This window comes from Arthrobacter sp. NQ7 (assembly GCF_029581595.2).
GTDB lineage: Bacteria > Actinomycetota > Actinomycetes > Actinomycetales > Micrococcaceae > Arthrobacter > Arthrobacter phenanthrenivorans_B.
Genome location: NZ_JARFXU020000005.1, coordinates 185,953 through 212,300 on the forward strand (window position 1 = coordinate 185,953; position 26,348 = coordinate 212,300).

At 68.1% G+C, this 26,348-nt stretch carries 20 protein-coding genes and 1 tRNA gene; 14 read left to right on the top strand and 7 right to left on the bottom strand.

What is annotated here, in order from left to right; genetic code table 11:
• Positions 1–108: 108 nt before the first annotated feature.
• The 3 genes from rsmA to PUN71_RS08485 are packed head-to-tail and all read left to right on the top strand — an operon-like array spanning position 109 to position 3,806.
• Positions 109–981 (top strand): 16S rRNA (adenine(1518)-N(6)/adenine(1519)-N(6))-dimethyltransferase RsmA, encoded by an 873-nt coding sequence (gene rsmA / locus PUN71_RS08475; protein ID WP_043454927.1) that lies wholly within the window; start codon positions 109–111, stop codon positions 979–981.
• On the top strand, positions 978–1,937 hold the full coding sequence (locus PUN71_RS08480) for a 4-(cytidine 5'-diphospho)-2-C-methyl-D-erythritol kinase (protein ID WP_043454925.1): 960 nt from the start codon (positions 978–980) through the stop codon (positions 1,935–1,937). Before rsmA ends, PUN71_RS08480 begins: the two co-directional genes overlap by 4 nt.
• A gap of 36 nt (positions 1,938–1,973) precedes the next feature.
• The gene (locus PUN71_RS08485; RefSeq protein WP_043454924.1) at positions 1,974–3,806 is read left to right on the top strand and encodes an ABC-F family ATP-binding cassette domain-containing protein; all 1,833 of its coding nucleotides are present in this window, start codon (positions 1,974–1,976) and stop codon (positions 3,804–3,806) included.
• A 274-nt stretch (positions 3,807–4,080) separates the two neighbouring features.
• Here the strand turns inward: PUN71_RS08485 and PUN71_RS08490 are convergent, their stop codons facing one another.
• Positions 4,081–4,707: a TetR/AcrR family transcriptional regulator gene (locus PUN71_RS08490; RefSeq protein WP_277798043.1), complete on the bottom strand. Its 627-nt coding sequence runs from the start codon at positions 4,705–4,707 to the stop codon at positions 4,081–4,083.
• Between the two features lie 133 nt (positions 4,708–4,840).
• On the opposite strand from PUN71_RS08490, the gene PUN71_RS08495 reads away from it, so the two are divergent.
• From PUN71_RS08495 to sufU, 9 genes are all read left to right on the top strand, one after another.
• Positions 4,841–4,912: transfer RNA gene (locus PUN71_RS08495), tRNA-Gln, on the top strand.
• Between the two features lie 103 nt (positions 4,913–5,015).
• Entirely contained in the window at positions 5,016–6,494 is a 1,479-nt protein-coding gene (glmU, locus tag PUN71_RS08500) for a bifunctional UDP-N-acetylglucosamine diphosphorylase/glucosamine-1-phosphate N-acetyltransferase GlmU (protein ID WP_277798044.1), read from the top strand.
• 2 nt (positions 6,495–6,496) lie between these two features.
• The gene (locus PUN71_RS08505; protein WP_043454920.1) at positions 6,497–7,477 is read left to right on the top strand and encodes a ribose-phosphate diphosphokinase; all 981 of its coding nucleotides are present in this window, start codon (positions 6,497–6,499) and stop codon (positions 7,475–7,477) included.
• Positions 7,478–7,752: 275 nt separating this feature from the next.
• On the top strand, positions 7,753–8,373 hold the full coding sequence (locus PUN71_RS08510) for a 50S ribosomal protein L25/general stress protein Ctc (protein WP_277798045.1): 621 nt from the start codon (positions 7,753–7,755) through the stop codon (positions 8,371–8,373).
• A gap of 102 nt (positions 8,374–8,475) precedes the next feature.
• Positions 8,476–9,081, top strand: coding sequence for an aminoacyl-tRNA hydrolase (gene pth / locus PUN71_RS08515; RefSeq protein WP_277798046.1), 606 nt, complete (start codon positions 8,476–8,478; stop codon positions 9,079–9,081).
• A 109-nt stretch (positions 9,082–9,190) separates the two neighbouring features.
• The gene (locus tag PUN71_RS08520; protein WP_277798047.1) at positions 9,191–11,926 is read left to right on the top strand and encodes a helix-turn-helix transcriptional regulator; all 2,736 of its coding nucleotides are present in this window, start codon (positions 9,191–9,193) and stop codon (positions 11,924–11,926) included.
• Between the two features lie 52 nt (positions 11,927–11,978).
• Positions 11,979–14,570, top strand: a complete 2,592-nt coding sequence (locus tag PUN71_RS08525; RefSeq protein WP_277798048.1) for a LuxR C-terminal-related transcriptional regulator — start codon at positions 11,979–11,981, stop codon at positions 14,568–14,570.
• A 534-nt stretch (positions 14,571–15,104) separates the two neighbouring features.
• Positions 15,105–16,430, top strand: a complete 1,326-nt coding sequence (locus PUN71_RS08530; RefSeq protein WP_277798049.1) for a SufS family cysteine desulfurase — start codon at positions 15,105–15,107, stop codon at positions 16,428–16,430.
• A gap of 22 nt (positions 16,431–16,452) precedes the next feature.
• Positions 16,453–16,902 (top strand): Fe-S cluster assembly sulfur transfer protein SufU, encoded by a 450-nt coding sequence (sufU, locus tag PUN71_RS08535; RefSeq protein ID WP_043454912.1) that lies wholly within the window; start codon positions 16,453–16,455, stop codon positions 16,900–16,902.
• A gap of 68 nt (positions 16,903–16,970) precedes the next feature.
• On the opposite strand, the gene PUN71_RS08540 is transcribed toward sufU, so the two are convergent.
• From PUN71_RS08540 to PUN71_RS08550, 3 genes are read right to left on the bottom strand one after another with little or no spacing between them, the layout of a single operon-like run.
• Positions 16,971–17,192 carry an SCO4848 family membrane protein gene (locus PUN71_RS08540; protein WP_043454910.1) on the bottom strand — a complete coding sequence of 74 codons (222 nt, stop codon included), beginning with the start codon at positions 17,190–17,192 and terminating at the stop codon, positions 16,971–16,973.
• Positions 17,193–17,195: 3 nt separating this feature from the next.
• Positions 17,196–17,693, bottom strand: coding sequence for a DUF2505 domain-containing protein (locus PUN71_RS08545; protein ID WP_043454909.1), 498 nt, complete (start codon positions 17,691–17,693; stop codon positions 17,196–17,198).
• 43 nt (positions 17,694–17,736) lie between these two features.
• A complete protein-coding gene (locus PUN71_RS08550; protein ID WP_277798050.1) occupies positions 17,737–19,242 on the bottom strand; it encodes an SDR family oxidoreductase in 1,506 nt (501 codons plus the stop codon).
• A gap of 212 nt (positions 19,243–19,454) precedes the next feature.
• Between PUN71_RS08550 and mfd the strand changes: the two genes are divergently transcribed.
• Together mfd and PUN71_RS08560 are read left to right on the top strand one after the other, a co-directional pair.
• Positions 19,455–23,153, top strand: a complete 3,699-nt coding sequence (gene mfd, locus PUN71_RS08555; RefSeq protein ID WP_277798051.1) for a transcription-repair coupling factor — start codon at positions 19,455–19,457, stop codon at positions 23,151–23,153.
• Between the two features lie 6 nt (positions 23,154–23,159).
• The gene (locus PUN71_RS08560) at positions 23,160–23,972 is read left to right on the top strand and encodes a metal-dependent hydrolase (RefSeq protein ID WP_277798052.1); all 813 of its coding nucleotides are present in this window, start codon (positions 23,160–23,162) and stop codon (positions 23,970–23,972) included.
• Positions 23,973–24,088: 116 nt separating this feature from the next.
• Here PUN71_RS08560 and PUN71_RS08565 read toward each other — a convergent pair whose 3' ends face one another.
• The 3 genes from PUN71_RS08565 to PUN71_RS08575 all read right to left on the bottom strand — a co-directional run bounded on the left by PUN71_RS08565 (position 24,089) and on the right by PUN71_RS08575 (position 26,121).
• On the bottom strand, positions 24,089–24,352 hold the full coding sequence (locus tag PUN71_RS08565) for a hypothetical protein (RefSeq protein WP_043454904.1): 264 nt from the start codon (positions 24,350–24,352) through the stop codon (positions 24,089–24,091).
• 52 nt (positions 24,353–24,404) lie between these two features.
• The gene (gene deoC, locus PUN71_RS08570) at positions 24,405–25,124 is read right to left on the bottom strand and encodes a deoxyribose-phosphate aldolase (protein WP_277798053.1); all 720 of its coding nucleotides are present in this window, start codon (positions 25,122–25,124) and stop codon (positions 24,405–24,407) included.
• A 124-nt stretch (positions 25,125–25,248) separates the two neighbouring features.
• Entirely contained in the window at positions 25,249–26,121 is an 873-nt protein-coding gene (locus tag PUN71_RS08575) for an FAD-dependent oxidoreductase (protein WP_277798054.1), read from the bottom strand.
• Positions 26,122–26,348 lie beyond the last annotated feature (227 nt).

Consider the following 26,348-nt stretch of genomic DNA (forward strand, 5'->3'; position numbering starts at 1 on the left):
CCACGATCCACGCAGCGGTAATACTGTGGCCGGTCCCGGGTTTCCCCGGGCCGGCCACAGTGCGTTAACCGGCCGGGACCCCGGGGCCGCGCGGGATAGGATACCTAGGTGACTGAACCGATCCCCGCCGTGCCCGCACCCTTGTTTGGTGCTTCCGATATACGCCGGATGGCAGAGGAAATCGGGGTCAGGCCCACCAAGACGCTGGGCCAGAATTTTGTCATTGACGGCAACACCATCCGCCGGATTGTCGCCGCTGCCGGCGTAGGTCCGGATGAAACGGTGCTCGAGGTCGGTCCGGGGCTTGGCTCGCTCACGCTGGGGCTGCTGGACGCGGCCGCGGCGGTCGTCGCCGTCGAAATCGATCCCATCCTGGCGGCAAAGCTTCCGGAAACCGTGAAGGAATGGCGCCCGGCCGCCGCCGACGCCTTCCACCTCGTGCAGGCGGACGCGATGAAGGTGACGGAACTGCCGGTGAAGCCCACCGCACTCGTTGCCAACCTCCCCTACAACGTGGCCGTTCCCGTGGTGCTGCACCTCCTGCAGCATTTCCCCAGCCTGCAGCACGGCCTGGTGATGGTGCAGGACGAGGTGGCCGACCGGCTCGCCGCACCCCCCGGGTCGAAGACCTATGGAGTGCCGTCGGTCAAAGCCGCCTGGTACAGCCAGATGCGCAAAGCCGGCGTCATCGGCATGAACGTTTTCTGGCCGGCTCCCAAGATCCATTCCGGCCTGGTGGCCTTCACCCGCCGCGAACCACCGGCCACCACCGCCACCCGCGAGCAGGTGTTCGCCGTGGTGGACGCCGCATTCGCGCAGCGCCGCAAGACCCTGCGGGCAGCCCTGGCCGGCTGGGCAGGTGGAGCTCCGGAAGCCGAGCGCTGCCTGCTCGCAGCCGGCGTCGATCCCACCGCCCGGGGTGAAGTCATCGACATCGCCGCGTTCGCCAGGATCGCCGAAGCCAAGGAAAACCGCCAGTGAGCGCAGCAGGCCGGTTCGCTGCCAGGACGGTCCGGGTCAAGGCCCCCGGCAAGGTCAACGTCTCCCTGGCGGTGGGTCCGCTCCGGCCGGACGGCTACCACTCAGTGGCCAGCGTCTACCTCGCCGTATCCCTCTACGAGGAAGTGGCAGCCACCAGCACCGCCACCCCGGGCATCACCATCAGCCTCAGCCCCGAGAGCACCCTGGACCTGGATTCGGTCGACATCCCGCTGGACAGCAACAACCTGGCCTACAAGGCGGCGGCCATCATGGCCGACGTTTCCGAACATGCCACCGGCGTGCACCTGGAAATCACCAAGCGTGTCCCGGTGGCCGGTGGGATGGGCGGCGGATCCGCCGACGCGGCAGCCACGCTCCTGGCCTGTGACGCCCTCTGGAACAGCGGCCTGTCGCGCGAGGAGCTGGCGCATCTCGCGGCGGAACTGGGTGCAGACGTCCCCTTCTCGCTCCTGGGCGGCACCGCCGTCGGCCTGGGTTTGGGCGACGAGCTGTCGCCCGCCCTTGCCAAGGCACAGACGCACTGGGTCCTGGTGGTCGCCGACTATGGCCTCTCAACGCCCGAGGTATACCGGACGCTGGACCGGCTGCGTGATGCCGCGGGCGCCGAAGCCGATGAACCCACCGGCGTGGACCCGCAGATCCTCGCGGCGCTGAGGGGCGGTGACGCCCACGCCCTGGGCCGGGTGCTGGTCAACGACCTGCAACGGGCTTCCATTGAACTGTCGCCCGCGCTCCGCGATACGCTGGGGATCGGCGAATCGCACGGCGCCGTGGCGGGAATCGTGTCCGGCTCCGGGCCCACGGTGGCCTTGCTGGCTGAGGACTCCATTGCCGCGGAAGCCCTCGCGGAGGACCTGCAGCGCTTCGGCCTGACGGCCCTCCCCGTCCAGGGGCCGGTTCCCGGCGCGCGCATCATCTCCGACACCCTCCTCTAAGCACCCCTCCAGTCCGGCAGCAGAAAGCAGTTCCCCTTGGCACACCTTCTTGGCGGCGAGAACCTCACGGTTTCCTACGCAACCCGCACCGTCCTGGACGGCATCACCCTGGGACTGGAGGAAGGGGACCGGATCGGCATGGTGGGCCGCAACGGTGACGGCAAGTCCACCCTGATGCGGCTCCTCGCGCTGCGCTCCACCCCCGACTCCGGCCGCGTCACCAAGCGCGGCGACGTGAACGTGGGCTACCTGGACCAAAGCGACGTGCTCGACGGCGACCTGACGGTGGGTGCGGCGATTGTCGGCGACCAGGCGGATTACGAATGGGCACGCAACCCGCGGATCCGGGAAATCATGGGCGGCCTGGTGTCCGACGTCGACTGGCACGCCAACGTCCATGCCCTCTCCGGCGGGCAGAAGCGGCGGGTGGCCCTCGCCAAGCTGCTCATCGAGGACCACGACGTCATCATGCTGGACGAGCCCACCAACCACCTCGACGTCGAAGGCGTGGCCTGGCTTGCCCGGCACCTGAAGACGCGCTGGCGGGCAAACCAGGGCGCGTTCCTGGTGGTCACCCACGACCGCTGGTTCCTCGACGAAGTCTGCACCAAGACCTGGGAAGTTCACGACGGGATCGTGGACCCGTTCGAGGGCGGCTACGCGGCCTACGTCCTGGCCCGTGCGGAACGCGACCGGATGGCGTCCGTGGTGGAAGGCAAACGCCAGCAGCTTGTCAAGAAGGAACTGGCATGGCTTCGCCGCGGCGCTCCGGCCCGGACAGCAAAGCCCAAGTTCCGCATCGAGGCGGCCAACGCCCTGATCGCCGACGTTCCGGCGCCGCGTGACTCCATGGCGCTGAGCAGGATGGCAACGGCGCGCCAGGGCAAGGACGTATTGGACCTGGAACACGTCTCGCTGAACTTCCGGGGCGGCGACGACGGCAGGAAGCTTTTCGACAACATCACCCTGCGCCTCGCACCGGGGGAGCGCCTGGGCCTGGTGGGCGTCAACGGCGCCGGCAAGACCACTCTCCTCAAGCTGCTCAACGGCGAGATCACCCCCGATGCCGGCAAGCTGAAGCGGGGCAAGACAGTGGTCACGGCGGTCCTCACCCAGGAGGTCAAGGAGCTCGACGACGTTGCGGACCTGCGCGTGATTGAGGTCATCGAGCGGGAAAAGCGTTCCTTCAACGTCGGCGGCAAGGAATTCAGCGCCGGGCAGCTGGTGGAGCAGCTCGGTTTCACCAACGAGAAGCAGTGGACTCCGGTCCGGGACCTCTCCGGCGGTGAGCGGCGCCGCCTCCAACTCCTGCGGCTCCTGGTGGGGGAGCCCAACGTGCTGATGCTCGACGAGCCCACCAACGACCTCGATACCGACACCCTCGCCGCCGTCGAAGACGTCCTGGACGGCTGGCCGGGAACGCTGGTCGTGGTCAGCCACGACCGCTACCTGCTGGAACGCGTCACGGACCACCAGATGGCGCTGCTCGGCGACGGCAAGCTCCGCGGCCTGCCCGGCGGCGTGGACCAGTACCTCGAGCTGCGCGAAGCCGCCCTGGCGGGCTCCACGGTAGCCGGCGGCGGTAACCCGGTCACCAGCGCGGGCCAGGGCCCCGCGGCCACAGCCAGCGGCACAGGCCCCTCGGAGGCGGAGAAGCGGGAGGCCCGCAAGGCGCTCAACCGGATCGAACGGCAGCTCAAGAAGCTGGATCAGGAGGAAAAGAAGCTTCACGACCTGATGCTGAAGACCACCGAGGCCGGCGATTTCGACAAGCTCGCCGACCAGAACAAACAGCTCAAGGACCTGGCCGACGAAAAGGACACCCTGGAACTGGAGTGGCTGGAGTCCTCAGAACTCCTGGGCGACTGAGCTAATTTGCCTGGTTCCTGTGCCCGGTTTGGTGCCGGGCGCCGGCCCTTCCGCGTCGCTTAGACACAGGGCATAGGGGACGCTCCGGTCGCTGAGCGACCTCCACGTCCCGATGCCCCGCGATGCGCTCCTTTCGGAAGGCCCGCCGCCCGGCGTGGTGACGTCGCCTCACGAGCGGGGAAGGGGGTTATCCGGCAGCATGCGTCAGAGGCGAGGAACGAGCCAGCATGCAGAGGATGACCCCCCTTCCCCGCGCACGGAACTACAGCGAGGCTTAGGGTTCCGACTGCAGCTCCGGGTCCTTCTTGAGTCCGGTCAGGCCGTTCCAGGCGAGGTTGACCAGGTGTGCCGCGACCGTGTGCTTGTCGGGCCGCCGGCTGTCCTGCCACCACTGTCCGGTCATGGCCACCATGCCGACAAGCATCTGGGCGTACATGGCGCCGTCGTCGCCGCTGAAGCCGCGGCGGGAGAACTCGTCCGAGAGGATGTGTTCCACCCGTGCGGTGACGTGGGAGAGCAGCGTGGAGAAGGCGCCCTCGGGCTGCGAGGGGGGAGCGTCCCGCATGAGGATCCGGAACCCCTCCGTCCGGTCCTCGATGTAGGTGAGCAGGGCCAGGGCGGCACGTTCGACGAGGACGCGGGGCTTGGCTTCCTCGGTGAGGGCGGTGTTGATTGCGTCCAGCAGGATGTGGAACTCGCAGTCGACCACTTCGGTGTACAGCCCCTCCTTGGAGCCGAAGTGTTCGTAGATGACCGGCTTGGAGACTCCGGCGCACGCGGCGATCTCCTCGATGGTGGTCCCGTCCAGGCCGCGGGCGGCGAAAAGGCCCCGGCCGACGTCGATCAGCTGGCTCCTGCGCTGCAGGCCAGTCATCCGCATCCGCGGAAGGTTGTTGCTCACCTTCCCATCATGCCTCACCGCCGGCGGCTGGAATCGGCGGGGCTGGGCTGGGCGGAAGGTGCTGTGTCGCGCGGCGCCCTGAACCCATGGCAAAATAGGGACTTGTGCCCGGACCTTGAGTCTTCCGGCACGGTCCGCTCTGGTGTAACGGCAGCACCCCGGCCTTTGGAGCCGTGGAGTATAGGTTCGAATCCTATGGGCGGAACTGCTGCGCAAGGAGCGATCACGAGGATGGCACCCGGTGCCTGGCGGCCTGCGCCGCCGGATGCCGCAAAGCGCCAGCACAACGAAGCAAGGAGAGCCCGTACGTGATCCCCGAGAATGCCGGTCCGGCCGCTGTAATCGTTCTGGCAGCAGGCGCCGGTACCCGGATGAAGTCACGTACCCCCAAGATCCTCCACGAAATCGGCGGCCTCTCCATGGTGGGCCACGCCCTCCGCGCCGCCCGCAGCATCGCGCCGCAGCGGCTCGCCATCGTGGTGCGCCATGAGCGGGACCTGGTGGAGGAGCACGTATCGGCCCTCGACCCGCAGGCCGTCATCGTGGACCAGGACGACGTTCCCGGCACCGGCCGCGCCGTCGAGGCCGCCCTGCAGGTACTGGACGCGGGAGGGGAGCTCGCCGGCACCGTGGTGGTCACTTACGGCGACGTGCCTCTCTTGTCCGGCGAACTTCTGGACGAACTCGTCGCCACCCATGAGCGCGAGGGCAACGCCGTCACCGTGCTCACCGCAGTCCTCGACGACGCCACCGGCTATGGCCGCATCCTCCGCGGCGACGACGGCTCCGTCACCGGCATCCGCGAGCACAAGGACGCCTCCGAGGCTGAACGGCTGGTCCGCGAGGTCAACTCAGGGATCTACGCGTTCGACGCCGCGGTGCTCCGCGGCGCGCTGGGCAAGGTCACCACCGACAACGCGCAGGGCGAGAAATACCTCACCGACGTGCTGGGACTGGCCCGTGAGGCAGGCGGCCGGGTAGCCGCCGTCGTCACCGCCGACCGCTGGCAGGTGGAAGGCGCCAACGACCGCGTCCAGCTTGCAGCCCTGGGCGCCGAGCTGAACCGCCGCACCGTGGAAGCCTGGATGCGCGCCGGCGTCACTGTCGTCGACCCCGCCACCACCTGGATCGACTCCTCCGTCACCCTGGACGAGGACGTCCGACTCCTGCCCAACACCCAGCTGCACGGGGCCACCACCGTCGCCAGGGACGCCGTTGTGGGTCCCGACACCACCCTGACCGACGTCCAGGTGGGCGAAGGAGCCACGGTGGTTCGCACCCATGGTTCCGGGTCGGTCATCGGCCCGCGCGCCGCCGTCGGCCCCTTCACCTACCTGCGCCCGGGCACCGTCCTGGGCGAAAAGGGCAAGATCGGCGCCTTCTACGAGACCAAGAACGTCACCATCGGCCGCGGCTCCAAGCTGTCCCACCTGGGATACGCCGGCGATGCCGAAATCGGCGAGGACACCAACATTGGCTGCGGCAACATCACGGCCAATTACGACGGCGAGAAGAAGCACCGCACGGTGATCGGCTCGGGCGTCCGTACAGGCTCCAACACCGTCTTTGTTGCCCCGGTCACCGTGGGGGACGGCGCCTACAGCGGCGCCGGCGCGGTGATCCGCAAGGACGTACCGGCCGGCGCGCTGGCGCTGAGCGTCGCTGCCCAGCGCAACGCCGAAGGCTGGGTTCCCGCGAACCGTCCGGGAACCCGCTCCGCCGAACTGGCCCAGGCGGCCACCAAGAACTCCTCAAGTACCCCGGCATCTACAGAAGAGGGCAAGTAACAATGAGTGAAATTACGGCGCACGGCGAGAAGAAGCTGGTGCTCGCCACCGGGCGAGCGCATCCGGAGCTTGCCCGGGAGATCGCCAAGGAACTCGGCACTGACCTCCTTCCCGTTGACGCCTACGACTTCGCGAACGGCGAGATCTACGTCCGGGCCGGCGAGAGTGTCCGCGGCACGGACGCCTTCGTCATCCAGGCGCATCCCGCGCCGCTGAACAACCACCTCATGGAACAGCTGATCATGATCGATTCGCTGAAGCGGGCCTCCGCCAAGCGCATCACCGTGGTGTCGCCGTTCTATCCGTACGCCCGGCAGGACAAGAAGGGCCGCGGCCGCGAGCCGATCTCCGCCCGCCTGGTGGCAGACCTCTACAAGACTGCAGGCGCCGACCGCATCATGAGCGTGGACCTGCACACCTCGCAGATCCAGGGCTTCTTCGACGGCCCCGTGGACCACCTGATGGCCATCCCGCTGCTCGCCGACTACATCCGCACCCGGGTGAACGCAGAGAACATCACCGTCGTCTCCCCGGACACCGGCCGCGTGCGGGTTGCCGAGCAGTGGGCCGAACGCCTCGGCGGCGCGCCGCTCGCATTCGTGCACAAGAGCCGCGACCTCACCGTGCCCAACCAGGCCGTGTCCAAGACCGTGGTGGGCCAGATCGAGGGCCGGACCTGCGTCCTGATCGACGACATGATTGACACCGGCGGAACCATCTCCGGCGCCGTGACGGTCCTGAAGAACGCCGGCGCCAAGGATGTCATCATCGCCGCCACCCACGCCGTCTTCTCCGACCCCGCCGCCCGCCGGCTGTCCGAATCAGGTGCGCGTGAAGTGGTGGTGACGAACACCCTGCCGCTGAACTCGTCCCAGCGCTTCCCGCAGCTGACCGTGCTGTCGATCGCACCGCTGATTGCCCGCGCAATCCGTGAGGTGTTCGACGACGGCTCCGTCACCAGCCTGTTCGACGGCAAGGCCTAGGATCCGCTGGTTGAGCCTGTCGAAGCCCGGCCTTGCCGGTTCGACAGGCTCAACCTCCGGCGCCGCTGCCGTTTTCAGGAAAAGGCCCCGCCGCTGGTAAGCTGGATCCCGATACCTTGGCGAGGGAGCGCATAGCCTCCGTTATCGACTGGGTCTGCTTGTCCTTCAGCTGAAGGACTGCCTTCTTGAAGGGCCGCCTCCGGGCCGCCCGGCGTTGAAGGTCACACCAGACCTCCGCCCTTGCTGAACCCCGTTTAGTCTTCAAGGAGATTTCCATGTCTGAGCAGAAGCTCGCAGCAGAACTGCGCACCGAATTCGGCAAGGGCTACGCCCGCCGCGCCCGCGCGAACCACCAGATCCCCGCCGTCATCTACGGCCACGGCGCAGAGCCCATCCACGTCACCCTGCCCGCAAAGGCCACCACCCTTGCCGTCCGCACCGCCAACGCCCTGCTGTCCCTGGACATCAACGGCGAAGGCCACCTGGCCCTGGTCAAGGACGTCCAGCGTGACCCCGTAAAGCAGATCATCGAGCACATCGACCTCCTGACCGTCCGCCAGGGCGAGAAGGTCACGGTTGACGTTCCGGTCCACGTTGAGGGCGAAACCGCACCCGGCACCGTACACAACCTGGAACTGACCGTTGTGTCCCTCGAAGCCGAGGCTACGCACCTCCCGGAGTCCGTCGTCGTGAACATCGAAGGCCGCACCGCCGGTGAGCACATCCACGCCTCCGACCTGGTCCTGCCCAAGGGCACTGTCCTGCTGACCGACGCCGAAGCACTCGTGGTGAACATCTCCGAGGCCGTCGAAATCGCCGAGGAAGCAGAAACCGAAGCTGCCGCCGAGGGCGAAGCCGAGGAAGCTCCCGCAGCCGAAGAAGCCGCAGCCGAGTAACCACTCCAGCGTTCCGCGCAGTGGCCGGACCCCGCCAGGGGCCCGGCCACTGCCGTGTCTGCCCGGTGAACCTTGCTTAACCGTCCCCCTAGGATTGACTCCATGACAGATACCTGGCTGATCGTTGGCCTCGGCAACCCCGGCGCACAGTACCAAGGCAACAGGCACAACGTAGGCCAGATGGTTCTTGACGAACTCGCCACCCGCATTGGAGCGGGATTCAAGGCGCACAAGGCCCGGGCCCAGGTCCTCGAAGGCCGGCTGGGCATTGGCGGACCGCGGGTGGTCCTGGCCAAGCCCATGAGCTACATGAATGTATCCGGCGGCCCTGTCTCCGCCCTCGCCAACTTCTATGGCATTGCCCCAGACCATGTGGTCGCGGTGCATGACGAGATCGATATCCCGTTCAACACGGTCAAACTCAAGCTCGGCGGCGGCGAAGGCGGCCACAACGGTCTGCGGGACATCTCCAAGGCCCTGGCCACCAAGGACTACCTGCGGGTCCGGGTGGGAGTGGGGAGGCCGCCCGGCCGGATGGACACCGCCGACTACGTGCTCCGCGATTTCGGCACCACGGAGCGGAAGGAACTGCCGTTCCTGCTCGACGATGCCGCAGATGCCGTGGAGTCCCTGCTCCGCGACGGTTTGACCGCTGCACAGCAGAAGTTCCACCCGGCCAAACCGGGATCACGGCAACCCGAATCGTAAAAGTTCCGTTCGACCCTATTTCCTTGTCTGTGCCTCGGGGTACTCTTCTTCCTATGCGGGGGAGCAATGGGGCTACATCCCGCTATTGCAGGATGTAGGGGAAAAGTTCATGTCGATCGAGCCACTCAGCTGGGGACGTGGGTCAACGCCGCAAGGTGACGGGCTGCCCACACCATCCTCCGCGGCGCCGGAGGGCCTGCAATGGTCCATGTCCGCACGCAGCGCCAACCTCGACGCCGTCCGCACCGCACTGACCAGCGAACATTCGCTGGGTGTCGTCATCACTGGAGCCAGGGGAGTTGGCAAGTCGTCCCTGGCCCGCGCCGCCGTAGCGGACCTCGGCCCCGATGTCTGGTCCCTGCAGCTGCGCACCGGCCCGTCAGGCTCCACCACCCCCTATGGCTGCCTGTCGTTCCTGCTGGCCCGGCTCCCGCAGGCGTATATGGGTTCGCCCACGGCCATCCTTCGCGGAATCACCTCCCTGATCCGCAGCGACGCCGCAGGCCGGCCCTGCATCATCACCCTGGACACCTCCGCCACCATTGACGACATGAGTGCCGGCGTGCTCTTGAACGTCCTGCTCACCGGCACCGCAAAGATCGTCGCCGTCGCACCGAATTCAAGCGACCTGCCGGCAGACTTCCACTGGCTGCTGACCGACCGCAAGCTGACCGAGGTGCGGCTGGGCAACCTCAACGAGCTGCAGACCCGGCAGGTCCTGCTGTCGCTGCTGGGCCACCGGGTGGCCTCATCCCTGGTCAGCACCTACCACCAGATGGTGGGTGGCAACCCCCTGCTGCTCAAAGCCCTGGTCACCGAGCAGCAGCTCTCCGGAAACCTGGTCCTGTCGGACTCCGTCTGGACACTGCGGGACAAGGTGGTGCTGGACGGCGCAGCAAGCCTTGACGACATCGTCCGGTCCCGCTGGTCGAGGGAAACACCGCAAACGCGGGAAGTCATCGAAATGCTCTCCTGCGCCCGACGGGTGGAGCTGTCCAGCCTCACCGCCATCTACGGCGCGGACGTGGTCGCGGACATGGAGGACGGCGGCCTGCTGGAGATTGACGACTCCGAGCAGCGCTGGGTGTCACTGCGCGAAAAATACATCGGTGACGTTGTCAGGACCTGGCTCAGTATTTCCCGCCGCCGCGAACTCCGGAGCATCCTGCTGGGCGGCCAGGAACCGGACCCCGCCACCCTCACGGTGGAAGAGCTCATGTCCTTTGCCGCCTGGACGCACGAATGCGAAGCCGAGCTGAGCCCGGCGCTGGCACTTGCAGCCGCCCAGGCCGCCGTCCAGCTCTTCGACCCCCGGTTCGCCCTGACCTACGCGGACATGCTGCAGCGGACCGACGCCGAATGGGCTCCGGCCCAACGCCAGAAGGCCGCCGCCTACCTTCTCCTCGACATGCCCGTCCAGGCCCTGGCTGCCCTGGATGACATCTCGCACCCTGAACTTGAGGCCCTGGACCTGGCAGAGTACGCCCAGGTCATTGCGGCCAAGGCCAGGGTCATGCTGTTCATCCCGGAGCAGGCCGGCAAAGTCCCGGAACTGCTCCGCTCGGCCCGGGAGCGGCTGGACCAATTCGGCGAGCATCCGCAGTGGCCGGCCCCGGCGGCGGTTGCGGCGAACCGCATCTCGCTGAGTGAATTCGAATACCAGGCGCACGCCGGCGACTACGCGGCCATGATCCCGGCCCTGGAGCGTGCGGCCGATCCTGCGGCCAACCCGGACCCCGGGTTCCGGATCCAGTCCGCTGTCCTCCTGATGGGCGCCCTCGCGCTGACAGGCCGCGAAATGGACGCCCTGGGCCTCATGCGGCAACTCGGCGGTCAACTCACCGATTACTCGCACATCGTGGGCCTGCGTGAGCACTACACCAGGGAGGCCTACTTTGTCCTGTTGATGGCCGGCCAGTGGAGGCGCTGCATTGACCTCCTGAACCCCTTCAGCGCAGGGCAGCCCCACCGGCTTCCGTACCGCAGCGCCGCCACCGAACTCGCGGCCGGCGTCGCGTACGCCTTCTCCGGCCGGGGCGAAGCAGCCCTGGAACCCTTGATTTCCGCCGCTGCCCAGTTGGAGCTGCAGCCGGTCCAGGCCGCGTTGCGCACCGCCTACGCAGCCACTGCCCTGGCCTACGCGCAGGCCGGGAACGCCGCGCTCGCCCGCAAGTACCTGGCGAAGCTGCAAAAGACACCCGGCAAGGCAGGGTTCGCGGCGGAGAGCATCATCGAGTTCTGCACGCTCGTTGCCGGCCGCTGGCTGGGAGACCCGGAAGCGGCCGCAGCCCTCAAGCAGGGCACCCGCCGCAACATGGAGGCGGGCCGGCACACCGTAGCCGGCGTCTACCTGCTGGCGGCAACGGTCAACGGCAGTGACGCGGATTTCCGCCTCCTGGAGGAGATCGCCGGCAACCGGCAGGGCCCGCTGGCCGAGGTCTCACGGCTGATCGCCGTCGGAACCCGGACCAAGGACGCCAAAACCCTCCTCGAAGGCGGCGAACTCGCAGCCACCCTGGAACTCGATGCCGTGGAGGCGCGGTGCATGGCCCTGGCTGTCGACTTCGCCCGCCAGGACGGCGACTCCCTGTCGGCCAGGACCGCGCAGGCCCGGCTGGACATCCTCGCCGCCACGGTGGCGAACCTGCCCATTGTGCCCAGCAGCGGGAGCCCCCTGCTGACCAGCCGGGAACGGCAAATTGCCCGGATGGCCGGCCGCGGTGCCTCCAACCGTGACATCGCCATGGAAATGGGCGTGTCTGTCCGCACGGTGGAAGGCCATCTGTACCAGGTCTTCACCAAACTGGGCGTGACTTCAAGGGGTGATCTGACTGGACTCGTCTAATGGGCACAAGCCCGCGTCTGCACACCGGCTCCTGACCGGCCGCCGGGAACCGGTGGAGCGGATCTGCAACCTGGTCCGCAGTGGCTCGCACCAGGCAGTCTTCATCATGGCCGGGCCGGGCATTGGAAAATCAGCGGTCACCGATGCTGTGACGGAGCGGTTGGCCGGGAACATGAACGTCCTTCGCATCCATGCCAGCTCGGCCCTGGCCGGGGTTCCGTTTGGGGTCCTGACCCCGTACACGGGGGAGCTCACCGCCGAGGAATCCGTCTCGCCCGTGGCCGTGCTGCGCTCGATGTGGTCCTATTTCGAGAAACTGAAGGCCGGCAACGGTGCCGCGGTCCTGTTGGCCGTGGACGACGCGCACCATCTGGATGATGCATCAGCAGGCGTGCTCGCCGAGGTGATTTCCGCAGGATGGGCAACAGTGCTGGCAGCGGCACGCCCCCGGCCCGGCCTGCCGCAGCCGCTCGACCAGCTCTGGTATGACGGACTGGCTGAACGGGTGGATCTGCGGCCGCTCAACCGGGAACAGATCGAAGAGGTCCTTGCCCACGTCCTGGACGGGACCGTCCCCGGCGCGACCGTTGACGCCATCTGGAACGCCACGGGGGGCAACCCCCGAATCCTCGACGCCGTGCTGCACGACTCCGCCGAAGCCGGCATCCTGGCCAAGCGCAATGGCATCTGGATGCTGATGGGCGCCCTGCCTGCCGACGGACCCCGCCTCGCTGCCGTGGTGGCAAAAGACCACCTCCGGCGGCGCACCGAGGAACAGGAAGCGCTGAAGCTGGTCGCCCTCGCCGGGCCGGTGGGCCGGAAAGTGATCGAAGACATCAGCGGCGCGGCCGTGGTCCGCTCCCTGCTGGACCAGCAGATGATTGTGGAATCGTCAGGCATCCCGGCCGAGCTGTCCATCTGGAACGGGCTTTTCGCCGGCGCCATCAGGAACACGGTGTCGGTATCCCGCAGCCTTCAGCTCCTTGAGAAGGTCAAGGCGCACCAGGACCCTGCCCTCCTGCACGGGGAAGGCAGGCTCCGGTCCGTCGAGTGGGCGCTGGAATGCGGAGTGCGGGTCAGCGAGGATGACATGCTGGCTGCGGCGCGCGAGGCCCTGCTGCGGTTCCGGAACCACAGTGCACGGTCCATCGCAGCCCGCGTCCACGACCCTGACCTGGTCCCGCTTGCCCAAGCCATCCAGGCACGGGCGCTGTATAACGAAGGCGCCTACGCGGAGGCCGCGGCCCTGCTCGACCCATGCTGGCTTCCGCTGGCCGGGGACCCCCAGGGACCCGCCGTGCTGCTGCTGCGGGTTTCAGCGCACCGGGCCATGGGCAATTTCCTGGGCTCGGTTTCCGACGACGTCGAGAAGCACTGCACGCTTCCCGGCGGTGAGGGAAGCTGGCAGGCAGAGCTGCTGCACCTGCTCCAGCTGGGCGCCGAGGTGAATTTCCAGGCGCTGGCCGACGAAGTGGACGCAATGCGGATGGCGCCGGCCGCAGAATCGGGTGGAGAACCCGTGCGCGCCCTGGCCGAAGGGCTCCTGGCCCACGCCCTCGCCGCGGCGGGACGGCCCGTCCAGGGTTTGGAGGCTGCACTGCTGGCCGCCTCGGAACTTCCGCCGCTTGAGGGCAGCCTGTTCTTCTTCCCGGAGTTTGTGCTGGGGCGGCTCGTGTCCGACTACCTGGCCATGGGTGAATGGGAATCGGCGGAACGCGAACTCGACCACTACGCCGCCGGGCACCTGCCGGGTGCGGCCACCTTCAACGGCAGCCTGGAACTGCTGCGGGGCTATTCGTTGCTGCGGCAGGGCCGCATGGAACGCGCCTACCAGGTGCTGCTGCCGGCGGTGGAAGCACTGAGGCTGAATGATCCCCTGCAGCTGTACCGGTTCGGCACAGCACTTGGCTTCTACGCGGCAGCAAGGCTTGGCGACACGGAGCAGGCACGGCGCCTGGAACGGGACCACAAGGATGCCGACACCGGCTGGCCCGCCCATGACCTCCTGGCGGAAGCCTATGTGGCGGCCGCCGCCGAATACCTGGCCCACGACGGCAAGGGCCTCGCCGCCCTGCAAACACTCATGACCACCACGGAGGCATCCGCCCGGACCGGCAACCTGCTTGAAGTCCTGGCCATGTGCTGGGACCTCGGCGACCCCTCGGTGGTCCCCATGGTCCAGGCAGCGGCCCGGGACGTGGAAGGCCGGTGGGCAGAGTCCTTGCTGACCCTGGCCACTGCATGGGAAAACGCGGACGGGGACACCCTCATGGCAACGGCTGCCTCGCTGGAGGAAGCAGGCTTTGTCAACATGGCCCGTGAGGCCTACGCCCGTGCCAGCACCGTACTGGAGCAGGCCGGGGAGCGCCGCCGGTCCAGGCAGGCCGTAGCCCAGCGCGAGAAGTGCGACCACGAACTGGGGGAGCGGTTCCGCGAGGGACGCTTCATTGCGGCGGCGCCCACCGTCCGCCTCACCCGGCGGGAGCAGGACATCGTGGAGCTTGCCGTCCAGGGGCTCACCGACCGGGAGATCGCGCAGCGGCTGATGGTCTCCGTCCGGACCGTGGAAGGCCACCTCTACCGCACCTACGTCAAGCTCGGGGTCCGCAGCCGCGACGAGCTGGAGTCGGCCCTGCCCAAGTAGGCTGTCCGTCTCCCCGGCGCAAATCGTCGGTGCACTGGAGGGGTATCCGGCGCGTCGGCACTCACGCTGCGGCCCGCCGTCGGCATACGCCTGACCGTCCGGCGTCCGGGAAGTCCTGCCTGCCCGGCGTCGTGCATTGCCCTGCCTGTGGACGCCTCCCGTCCCTCCCCATCCGTAGGGGCGGGACCCCCTCCCCGTAGTCCCCACGGCGGGATTCGAGTACACCCTACTCGTGTCCGGCAGGGCGCCGGGAGCTTTACTTAAGGAGGCAAAGCAAAGCGGCAGGCTGGAGGACCGCGGAGCAGCCGACAGGACATGATGGCCCTCTCGACTTCCGGTCCCCGGACCGGGTAAAGACGGGGCCGGCGACGTCAGAGTCTTCTGAGACCGAGACTCTCCCCCCAGCCGTCGCCGGCCCTCTGCTCCCTCGGCTGAAGCCCGGGACTGCGGTGGCGGCTGCCCCTCCCGGGCAGCCGCCACAGCCGTGTGTGGGACAATTGGGATGTCAGACATTGGCAGCCCAAGGAGTTCGTTTTGGCCCTCGTTACAACGCCCGCCACACTGGAACGCGCCGTACCTGCCATGGACAACGCCGAGGTGCTGCGCATCCGCAACGACTTTCCGGTCCTCAACCAGCTGGTCCACGGGGAGCCGCTGGTCTACCTCGACTCCGGGGCCACTTCGCAGAACCCGGTCAGCGTCATCGAGGCGGAGCAGGAGTTCTATGAGCAGCGCAACGCCGCCGTACACCGCGGGGCCCACCATCTCGCGGTAGAGGCCACCGACGCCTTCGAGGATGCCCGTCAGACCCTGGCCGACTTCATCGGGGCGGACTATGCGGAGACCATCTGGACATCGAACGCCACCGAGGGGTTGAACCTCCTTTCCTACGCGCTCTCCAACGCCACCCTGTGGGCCGCGCAAGGGCGCGGTGACCAGGGGCTCAAGGACCTGGCACTGAAGCCCGGCGACGAGATCGTCGTGACGGAGATGGAGCACCACGCCAACCTCATCCCGTGGCAGGAACTTGCCTTCCGCACCGGGGCGACGCTGCGCCACATCCCCATCGGGGACGACGGCAGCCTCCTGATGGACCAGGCCGCAGCCGTCATCGGCCCCCGCACCAAGGTCCTGGCTTTCACCCACGCCTCCAACGTCCTGGGCACCATCAACCCGGTCCAGGAACTGGCGGCCCTGGGCCACAGCGCCGGCGCCCTGGTTGTCCTGGACGCCTGCCAGTCCGCCCCGCACCTGCCGCTGGACGTCAAGGCGCTCGGTGTCGACTTCGCCGTCTTCTCCGGCCACAAGATGCTTGCCCCCACCGGCATCGGCGTGCTGTACGGGCGGCAGGAGCTGCTGGACATCCTGCCGCCGTTCCTGACCGGCGGGTCGATGATCACCACCGTCACGATGGAAAGGGCGGAGTACCTGCCGGCGCCCCAGCGCTTCGAAGCGGGCACGCAGCGCATCTCCCAGGCGGTGGCCCTCGCCGCCGCCGCGAACTACCTTACCGAGACCGGACTGGACCGGATCCACGCGTGGGAGGCACACCTGGGCCAGCGCCTGGTGGCCGGGCTGGAGGCCCTCCCCGGCATCCGCGTGCTGGGCCCGGCCGCCGGACAGGAACGGATCGGCCTGGCGGCGTTCGACGTCGAGGGCGTCCACGCCCACGACGTGGGCCAGTTCCTGGACTCCCGGGGCATCGCCGTCCGGGTGGGGCACCATTGCGCCCAGCCGCTGCACCGCAGGCTCGGCCTCACCGCCACCACCAGGGCCAGCACCTACCTGTACAACACCACCGACGACGTGGACCGCTTCCTGGAAGCAGTGGCCGGCGTCCGGGCATACTTCCGCGCCTAGCGGCGGGACGAAAGAGGACACCATGAGCCTAGACCAGCTGTACCAGCAGATCATCCTTGACCACTCCAAGGCCCGGCACGGCAGCGGACTGGCGGCCATGGAGGCACCGGACGGCACCTCCACCGGCCAGTCGCACCAGCTCAACCCGGTGTGCGGCGACGAAGTGACCCTCCGGCTCGCGGTCCGGGACGGCAAGGTGGCCCAGGTCGCGTGGGACGGGGCGGGCTGCTCCATTTCGATGGCCTCGGCCTCGGTCCTGACCGATCTTGCCGAGGGGATGACCGTGGCCGAACTGCACAAGGTCATCGACAGTTTCCGTGAGGTCCTTCGCTCCCGCGGCAAGGTCCAGGCCGATCCCGAACTGCTCGGCGATGCCGCGGCCTTTGAGGGCGTGGCGCGTTACGCGGCCCGCGTCAAGTGCGCCATGATCTCCTGGGTCGCCGCCGAGGACGCCCTCAACCAGGCAGCCTGAGCGGCCGGTCCCAAACATGCAAAAGGCTCTCCTTCCAGCGGAAGGAGAGCCTTTTGCATTGAAGACCTTTATCCCAGCAGGCCGAGGACGCCGATCACCGCGGTAGCGAGGCCGAGCACCATCGAGATGCTCACCAGCACCACATGCACGGTCAGGAACTTCGTCGCCTTGCCGGCGGTGTCGCGGGCCCGCGGGTCCTTCATGACCCGGCGCAGGAACTGGGGCCAGACCACCAGGGACCAGACCCCGGCGACGACCAGGACCAGTGCGGGGAAGACGGGAAGCTGCATGGGTTAGTGGCTTTCCAGCCAGGCCTGCGCCTGTGCGGCCTGCAGGTTCAGCGCCTTGGCCACCATCGGCTCGGCCGCGTCGGCGATCTTGCCGCCCAGGAACGGAACCGAGGACTTTACGGCGCCCTCAAGCTCCACCCGGGTTCCGCCGCCGTCGGCCACCAGCCGCTGCACCGCGGTGACGTCCACGGGGGCGCCGGCGATCTTCAGTGAAATGTTGCTCTGCCGCGAGCCGTCCGGGGCGGGCGCGTCCCAGCTTTCGACCTGCGTCACCTTGAGGTGCTCGCCCACGAACTTCCGGGCGATCTCCGGCAGGCGGGTAGTGGGAAGGGTCCGCACGGAGGTGGCGTTGAAGGCCCCCGCGATGTCGCCGTCCACGCTGAAGGACTCCAGGCTGCCGCCCACCAGCTGGCTGACGTGGCGCTGGAAGTCCTCGTTCACCAGCACAGCAGCAACGCTGTCAACGGGGTGCGGAAGGGTGGTGGTTGCGCTCAGCGCCATGGGTCCTCCTGGGACGTGGGGAACGGATTAAGCCTCCAACATCCTACGGGGTGATCGGTGCCGGCTCCGCATCGGCAAGTTTCTGCGCGGCCGTGGTAATGTTCCGCGCCATCGCCGGGAAAATCAGGCTGTGGAACGGGAGGACGGCCAGCCAGTACAGCCGCCCGCTGAGGCCCTTGGGGAAGAAAATCGCGCGTTGCCGGTAGCGGCTGCCGCCACCGTCAGGCTCCACCGAGAGCTCAAGCCAGGCCCGCCCAGGCGCCCGCATTTCAGCCCGCAGGCGCAGGAGCCTGCCGCGTTCGATCCGCTCCACGCGCCACCAGTCCACCACCTCGCCGACGGCGAGGGAGTGAGGGTGCCGGCGGCCGCGCAGCAGCCCCGCTCCACCCGTCAGCTTGTCCAGCCAGCCCCGCACCTGCCAGGCCAGCGGCAGGGAGTACCAGCCGTTGCGCCCGCCGATGCCTTCGATGATGGTCCACACATGGGCGGGGTCCACATCGCCGTGGAAGGTCCGTTCGTCGATGTATACCTTGTGCCCGGCCCACTCGGGGTCGCTGGGAAGCGGGTCCGAGTCCGCACCGGCGCTGGCCCAGGTGGTCTCCACCTGGCCGTCACGTTCCTTGCCCAGTGCAAGGGCCACGGCCGTGCGGTAGGGGGTCAGGCCGCCGTCGGGCTGGGGAATGTACTGGTCGATGTCGTGTTCGTTGGCCACGGCGTCGTGCTGGAGCGACTGGACCAGGGGCACCGCCATGGACAGCGGGATGGGCGTGGTCAGGGCTACCCACATCCCGGCCAGTTTGGGCGCCGGCACCGGCAGGGCGAGCACCACGCGGTAGGGCAGGCCTGCTTCAGCGGCGTACTCCTTCATCATGCCCGCGTAGGTCAGTACCTGCCGGCAGCCGATATCGAAGGTCCGGTTGATCGGTCCCTCCAGCGAGGCCGCGGACACCAGGTAGTAGAGGACGTCGCGGACGGCGATGGCCTCGATCCTGTTGCGCACCCAGCTGGGCGCCGGCATCAGGGGCAGGGTTTCGGAAAGGTGCCGGATCATCTCGAAGGAGGCGGACCCGGAACCGATCACCACGCCGGCCTGGAACACGACGGCGTCCACAGGGCTGTCCAGGAACACCTTTCCCACCGCCTCGCGGGACCTCATGTGCGTGGAGAGTTCCACGCCCTGCGGGTGCAGCCCGCCCAGGTAGACGATCCGGCCCACGCCTGCCGCTGCGGCGGCCTCCGCGGCCGTGGTGGCCATGGCCTTTTCCTTGGCCTCAAACCCGGCACCGGCAGCCATCGAGTGGACCAGGTAATAGAAGACGTCGACGCCGGCCAGGGCGTCGCGGAGGGCATCACCGTCGTCGAGGCTGCTTTCCACGACGTCCACCTTGTCCCGCCACGGGACGCCGGCGATCTTGTCGGGGGAGCGGACCAGCACCTTGACCGTGTGGCCGGCTTCCAGCAGCCGCGGCACCAGCCGGCCGCCAATGTAGCCGGTGGCGCCGGTGACGAGGACGGTCTTCGGTGTTGGCTGGGCACTCATTGCGGTCATGCTGGCTCCTGTTCGTCCCAAGGGGTTCGGAGCGGCAGCCCGTCCGGACGGCTGTTCCGATCGAATTTGGCGTGGCCCTGCCAGCCTAGGCCCGCAGCCGCCGCCCCGCCATGTCGCTCCTGCGCGGTAGGCTGGGTATACCCGGGATTCGCAGCGAATTTCGGGTTTTCGCGTTGCCTGCGATCCCCATGAACACCACAGGAGTTTCTGCCATGAGTCTTTCCGGCCCGTCCGCCGCCGGCAAATCCAGCACAGGCAAGACCGGCACGGGCACAGCAGGCCGGGGCCCGGCACTGGACGGGCTGCGCCGCGCCCTGGAGCCGGACCAGACGTTCGCCCGCGTCCGGGCCGAGGCCGCCAGGGGCTTCGCCGTCCGTGGGCAGGACTACCAGATCAGTGCCCCCGCCGGCCTGCGGCCCGTCCTCCTCGCGGAGATGGCGGACGGCCTCACTGCAACGGCCGACGGCGCGGAACCCGGCGTGGTGCTGGCGGTCACCGCCACCGGCCGCGAGGCCGAGGACCTGGCCGCAGCGCTGCGGGCCTACCTGCCGGCAGACGCCGTCGCAGAATTCCCCAGCTGGGAAACCCTCCCGCACGAACGGTTGTCGCCGCGCTCGGACACGGTGGGCCGGCGGCTGTCCGTGCTGCGCCGGCTGGCACATCCGGAAAGTTCGACGGCGGGGCGGCTGCGCGTCGTCGTCGCTCCCGTCCGCGCCGTGGTCCAGCCCGTCGTGGCGGGCCTGGGGGACCTGGTCCCGGTCACCCTCAAAGTAGGCCAGGACGTTCCGTTCACCAGCGTGGTGAAGAGCCTCGCCGATGCCGCCTATGCGCGCGTGGACATGGTGACCCACCGCGGCGAATTCGCCGTCCGCGGCGGCATCATCGACGTCTTCCCGCCCACCGAGGACCACCCCATCCGCGTCGAGTTTTTCGGGGACGAAGTGGACCAGATGCGCTGGTTCGCCGTGGCCGACCAGCGCTCGCTGTCCGCTCCGGGCATCCACCACCCCACCGAACTGCACGCCCCGCCGTGCCGCGAAATCCTGATCACCCCGTCCGTCATGTCCCGGGCCGCCACCCTCAAGGCCCAGCTCCCGGCCGCGGCGGACATGCTGGAAAAGATCGCCGGCGGCATCGCCGTGGAGGGCATGGAATCCCTCGCCCCGGTGCTGGTGGATGCCATGGTCCCGTTCGTGGACCAGCTTCCGGCGGATTCCATCGCTGTAGTGATCGAACCGGAGAAGGTCCGCACCCGCGCACACGATCTCGCCGCCACCAACGAGGAGTTCCTCGAGGCCGCCTGGTCCACCGCGTCCGACGGCGGGGCCGCCCCCTTGGACCTCAGCTCGCAGGCCAGCGCGGCGCTGCATTCGGCGAGCTTCCGCTCGCTGGCTGAAACCCGCGGATCGGCCTTGGCCCACGGGGTGTCCTGGTGGTCCATCACGTCCCTGGCGCAGGACGCGGAACTGCTCCCCGAGATCGACGTCCTGAACCTGCACGCCCGGGAACCCCGCGGCTACCAGGGGGACGTGGCGGAGATGATGGACTTCATCGGCTCCCATGTCCGGGACCAGTGGCGGATCGTGGTGGCCACCGAAGGCCCCGGGCCGGCCCAGCGCCTGGCGGAACTTTTCCACGAAAACGACATCCCGTGTGCCCGCGTGGACAGCCTGGACCACGAGCCCCAGCCGGGCATCATCGAGGTGACCACTGCCGTCGTCGGCCGTGGTTTCGTCCTGGACGGTCTCAAACTCGGCCTGCTCACCGAAGCCGACCTGCTGGGCCGCACCTCTGCCGGGTCCACCAAGGACATGCGGCGGATGCCCTCCAAGCGCCGCAACGCCGTCGACCCCCTGCAGCTGGTGGCGGGCGACCATGTGGTGCACGAGCAGCACGGCATCGGCCGGTTCGTGGAGCTCATCCAGCGCAAGGTGGCCGGCGGCGGCGGCGACGGCGTGCGCGAATACCTGGTCCTGGAATACGCGCCCGCCAAGCGCGGTGCACCCGGCGACCGCCTGTTCGTTCCCACCGACCAGTTGGACCAGGTGACCCGCTACGTCGGCGGCGACACCCCGGTCCTGAGCAAAATGGGCGGCGCGGACTGGGCCAGCACCAAGTCCAAGGCCCGCAAGGCCGTCAAGGAGATCGCCGGTGAGCTGATCCGGCTGTACTCGGCCCGGATGGCGTCCCGCGGGCATGCGTTTGGCCCCGACACCCCCTGGCAGCGCGAACTGGAGGAAGCCTTCCCGTACGTCGAGACGCCCGACCAGTTGACCACCATCAACGAGGTCAAGGCGGACATGGAGCGGGAAATCCCCATGGACCGGCTGGTGTCCGGCGACGTCGGCTACGGCAAGACCGAGATCGCGGTCCGCGCCGCGTTCAAGGCGGTGCAGGACGGCAAGCAGGTGGCCGTGCTGGTGCCCACCACTCTGCTGGCCCAGCAGCACTATGAAACATTCACCGAACGCTTCTCCGGCTTCCCGCTCCGCGTCCGCCCGCTGTCCCGGTTCCAGAGCGCCAAGGAGGCAAAGGAAACGGCCGAAGGCGTCAAGAGCGGAGCCGTGGACGTGGTGATCGGCACCCACAGGCTGCTGGCCAAGGATTTCGAGTTCAAGGACCTTGGCCTGGTGATCGTGGACGAGGAGCAGCGGTTCGGCGTCGAGCACAAGGAAGCGCTGAAAAAGATGCGCACCAACGTGGATGTGCTGGCCATGAGTGCCACCCCCATTCCGCGCACCCTGGAAATGTCGCTGACCGGGATCCGGGAAACCTCAACGCTCGCCACCCCGCCGGAGGAACGGCACCCGGTGCTGACCTACGTGGGCCCGTACACGGACAAGCAGACCTCCGCCGCCATCCGCCGCGAGCTGATGCGCGAAGGCCAGGTCTTCTTCGTCCACAACCGCGTCTCCACCATCGAACGGACAGCCGCGAAGATCCGTGAACTGGTCCCGGAAGCCAGGGTGGAGGTTGCACACGGCAAGATGTCCGAGAGCCGCCTGGAGCAGATCATCGTGGACTTCTGGGAGAAGAGATTCGACGTCCTGGTCTGCACCACCATCATCGAGACCGGGCTGGACATCTCCAACGCCAACACCCTGATCGTGGACGGGGCGGACAAGTACGGCCTGTCCCAGCTGCACCAGCTCCGCGGCCGTGTGGGCCGGGGCCGGGAACGCGCCTATGCGTACTTCCTGTACCCGTCCGAGAAACCACTGGGCGAGGTGTCGCTGGAGCGGCTCAAGGCCGTTGCTGCCCACAACGAACTCGGTGCCGGCATGCAGCTGGCCATGAAGGACCTGGAGATCCGCGGGGCAGGCAACCTGCTCGGCGGGGAGCAGTCAGGACACATCCAGGGCGTGGGATTCGACCTGTACATCCGCCTGGTGGGCGAAGCCGTGGCGGACTTCCGCGGCGAGGCCGAGGAAAAGGCCGCCGAGATGAAGATCGAGCTTCCGGTCAACGCGCACCTGCCGCACGACTACGTCCCCGGCGAACGGCTGCGGCTGGAGGCCTACCGGAAGCTTGCCGCCGCGTTGACGGACGAGGCCATTGACGAGGTGCAGGCCGAACTCGTGGACCGCTACGGCGAGCTTCCGCTGCCGGCCCAGAACCTGGTGGCCGTGGCGCGCTTCCGGGTGGCGGCCCGCGAGGCCGGACTGTCCGACGTCGCGCTGCAGGGAAACTTCATCAAATTCTCCCCGGCATCGCTCCCGGAATCCAAGACGATGCGGCTGAACCGGATGTACCCGGGCTCGCAGTCCAAGGCGGCCCTGGACGCCATCCTTATACCCAAGCCGAAGACGGCCCGGATCGGCGGCAGGGACCTGCAGGACGCCGAAATCCTGGAGTGGGCCAACGGCGTCATCCGCAACATTTTCTCCGACGCGCCGCTGGCGGTGAGCTAGGACTTGATGGGAGGTCATCACGCCGCGTCGGGAGCCGCGGCGTGGGTAGCTGTTGCGTCCACCGGACCCTACACCCTGGGCTGGTACCCGCTGGATCCCACCGGCATCCTCATCGGCGGCATGGCCACCGCCGGTACGGCGTTGGTCTGCGACTGGGACCACCGGTCCAGCACCGTGGCGCACTCGCTGCCGCCGCTGTCCAACGCGATCGCACGCGGCATCGAAAACGCCAGCGGCGGGCACCGGCAGGGCACACATTCGATCCTGGGAGCGGCCGTGTTCGTGTTCCTGGCCGGCCTGGCGTCACAGGTGCACATGGATACCGGCTGGGGGAGGCTGTCAGTGGGCGCGGGACTGCTGTGTATGTTCCTGATCAACATCGCAGCGAAGGCGTTGAAACTTTTTCCCAAAAGCGGGTTCGTCTCGAACTGGATCTTCGCGCTGGTCATGGCGGGCCTGGTGACGGTGTACGCGCCGGAACAATGGACCTGGCTGCCCACGTCCATGCTGATTGGCGTGGTGGTGCACATCGTGGGCGACCTCATCACCACCGGGGGAGTGCCGCTGCTGTGGCCACTGGTGGTCCGGCCGCCGAAGCCCATGCGCCGCCTGCCGTTGCTGCGGAATGTGTGGCGGCCCAACGGCGCCCTGTCCGTGCCCCTGCTCGGGCGGGCCGGTTCCAAACGGGAATGGCTGGTGCTGATCCCCGTGAGTGCGTACGCCATGGTGGGCATGTCCATGGCGGGGTGGGCCATCGCCAAGCACCACTGGGGACCGGTGGCGGCCGCAGCCGGTGCCTGGATCAGGCTCTGGTTCTAGGCTCCGTCAGCGGCTGGCAGCGGACAGCAAAGGGCCCCGGACAGCAAAGGGCCCAGAACAGCAAAGGACCCCGGACAGTGTCCGGGGTCCTTTGGATGCTGGTACTTGCGTGGAGCTTAGTGCTCGCCGGCGGAGTCGGAGCGGCCGAAGACAGTCAGCGGAATCCAGAACGCCAGCGCAAAGAGGAGCAGGCACACGGCCATGGGCCACGGGTTGTCCAACGTGAGGAAGGACAGCGAATAGATGGCGCCCAGGAACAGGGCAAAGCAGACCACGAAGAGGACCAGGCTGCCCGCCAGGGTGTTCTCGTTCTGCGGGGTCCGGACGGCTTCCTGGTTGGACGCCGAGTCCCGGCTGGACGCGTTGATCTGGCTGGACATGTTTTCCTCCTCGGCCCCGGGGGGCGTCATCTGCGGCGGCTTCCGGTGCCGGTCAGTAAGCGGCTGAACCCTGTTCACCCTTGACGATGGCAATCCCGGAGCTGGCACCAATACGTGTTGCACCTGCTGCAATCATAGCCTGCGCGTCAGCCAGGGACCGTACACCGCCGGAGGCCTTGACGCCCAGGTCCGGGCCCACCGTCCTGCGCATCAGGGCCACGTCCTGCACGGTTGCGCCGCCGCCGTTGAACCCGGTTGACGTCTTGACGAAGTCGGCCCCGGCTTCCACGGCCGCCTGGCAGGCCAGTACCTTCTGTTCATCGGTCAGGAGGGCCGTTTCGATGATGACTTTCAGGATGGCGCCGCCCGCGTGCACGGTTTCGGCGACGGCGGCAATGTCCTCCACCAGCGCACCCTTGTCCCCGGCCCGGGCGGCGGCGATGTTGATCACCATGTCAACCTCATCCGCGCCGTCCAGCACGGCGCCGCGGGCTTCGAAGGACTTCACGTCGGTGGGCGTTGCCCCCAGCGGAAAGCCCACCACGGAGCAGGCCAGGACACCGGAACCCTTGAGGGCGGTGGTTACGGTCTTGACCCAGATGGGGTTGACGCAGACAGACTTGAACCCGTACTCGGCGGCTTCGGCGCAGACCTTCAGCACGTCCGCTTCGGAGGCCTCGGGCTTGAGCAGCGTGTGGTCGATGAAGGAGGCGATGTTCGCGGGTCCGGCAGGCTGGTCGGTGCCTGGGTGCACGGTGGCTTCGTTGCTCATGATGGTCCTCTCGAAGGGCCGCGGAGGCCTGGCGTTGACTCGGTTTCGGGAACCATCTTGTCACAGCGCGGCGTGTCCAGGCGCAGGGTGTCCGGGCACGGGCAGGCGGCCCTTCGGGCCCAGCTCAGGCAGCAGCCTGCAGGACCGGCCGTGCCGATGCCGCGGTCAGCAACTGGGTGGCGCAGGCGCCTGCCGCGGACGCGGCCGCCACCAGCAGGCCCAGCCGCACGCCGTCGAACGCGGCGGCGTCACCGATGGCCCAGATGCCCGGAACCGAGGTGCGGAAGTCCCTGCTGATCACGATGCCGCCGCCGGGGGCCGTGTGCAGGCCCGCACTGGCAGCGAGGTCGTCCCGGGATACCCGTTCCTCCGCCAGGACCACCAGGTCGCCGGTCATGCTGCTGCCGTCTTCGAAGACCACGGCGGAGGCAGCAAGGGAGGAAGCGGATCCGCCGGAAACGACGGCGGGGATGACCGCGGCAGGCCGGGCGGTGGTGCGGATGGGCCGCACGCCCTTGGCACGCAGCACTGCCTCCGCCTGCCCCGCCGCTGCACCGGTCCCTACCAGGATCCCGACCGGGCGCCGGCCCAGTTCCCTGGCCACTTCCTGCACGCCTTCGGCAATGCGGGGGGCGTCGTCGATGGTGGAGTAGCTCAGGCACTGCGCCGCGCCGTCCACAGGGTTGGCGACCGGCGCCGAGCCGGTGGCGATGACCAGCTGGTCGTACGCGAATTCCATGCCGTCGGCGGTTGCCACGGTCCGGTTCGCGGCATCAATATGGCTGGCGGGCTGGCCGAAGCGGACGGAGACCTGGGGGAGCAAGGCCAATTCCAGCAGCTCGTCCGGAGCGTCGTCCCGGTTGCTGAGCACCGTGATGGTGCCGGTGAACCGGGCGCGGTCCAGTTGCGCCACCAGGGCCTGGGCGGCGGGTCCGGCGCCGGCAATGACGATGCGGGTTGCGGTGGAGGTGGACGTGGAGGGTGCCGGAGCGGACATGTGCTGGCCCTTTCGCTGGCGGCCGGAGAGCGGCCGGAACTTCGTGATGGGACCCAGCGTAGGCCTGCGCTTTTTCCGGCGTGTTTCCCCGCAGTTGCCGTTCAGCGGGTCCCTGTTCGCCAGTATTTACCGGCCGGTAACAGAACCGGTGACGCACCTCTCATTCCGTGCCCGCGCGATACAATCCACCCCGTTCCCGGGCCATCCGGCAGCGTCAGACGCGGGTG

Excerpts from the sequence above, each read along its gene's own strand:
- PUN71_RS08550 (WP_277798050.1), bottom strand. The coding sequence starts at position 19,242 with ATGACCGCAATGAGTGCCCAGCCAACACCGAAGACCGTCCTCGTCACC.
- sufU (WP_043454912.1), top strand. The coding sequence starts at position 16,453 with ATGAGCCTAGACCAGCTGTACCAGCAGATCATCCTTGACCACTCCAAG.
- PUN71_RS08560 (WP_277798052.1), top strand. The coding sequence starts at position 23,160 with ATGGGAGGTCATCACGCCGCGTCGGGAGCCGCGGCGTGGGTAGCTGTT.
- deoC (WP_277798053.1), bottom strand. The coding sequence starts at position 25,124 with ATGAGCAACGAAGCCACCGTGCACCCAGGCACCGACCAGCCTGCCGGA.
- pth (WP_277798046.1), top strand. The coding sequence starts at position 8,476 with ATGACAGATACCTGGCTGATCGTTGGCCTCGGCAACCCCGGCGCACAG.
- PUN71_RS08510 (WP_277798045.1), top strand. The coding sequence starts at position 7,753 with ATGTCTGAGCAGAAGCTCGCAGCAGAACTGCGCACCGAATTCGGCAAG.
- PUN71_RS08545 (WP_043454909.1), bottom strand. The coding sequence starts at position 17,693 with ATGGCGCTGAGCGCAACCACCACCCTTCCGCACCCCGTTGACAGCGTT.
- mfd (WP_277798051.1), top strand. The coding sequence starts at position 19,455 with ATGAGTCTTTCCGGCCCGTCCGCCGCCGGCAAATCCAGCACAGGCAAG.
- PUN71_RS08505 (WP_043454920.1), top strand. The coding sequence starts at position 6,497 with ATGAGTGAAATTACGGCGCACGGCGAGAAGAAGCTGGTGCTCGCCACC.
- PUN71_RS08575 (WP_277798054.1), bottom strand. The coding sequence starts at position 26,121 with ATGTCCGCTCCGGCACCCTCCACGTCCACCTCCACCGCAACCCGCATC.
- PUN71_RS08520 (WP_277798047.1), top strand. The coding sequence starts at position 9,191 with ATGTCGATCGAGCCACTCAGCTGGGGACGTGGGTCAACGCCGCAAGGT.
- PUN71_RS08540 (WP_043454910.1), bottom strand. The coding sequence starts at position 17,192 with ATGCAGCTTCCCGTCTTCCCCGCACTGGTCCTGGTCGTCGCCGGGGTC.
- PUN71_RS08565 (WP_043454904.1), bottom strand. The coding sequence starts at position 24,352 with ATGTCCAGCCAGATCAACGCGTCCAGCCGGGACTCGGCGTCCAACCAG.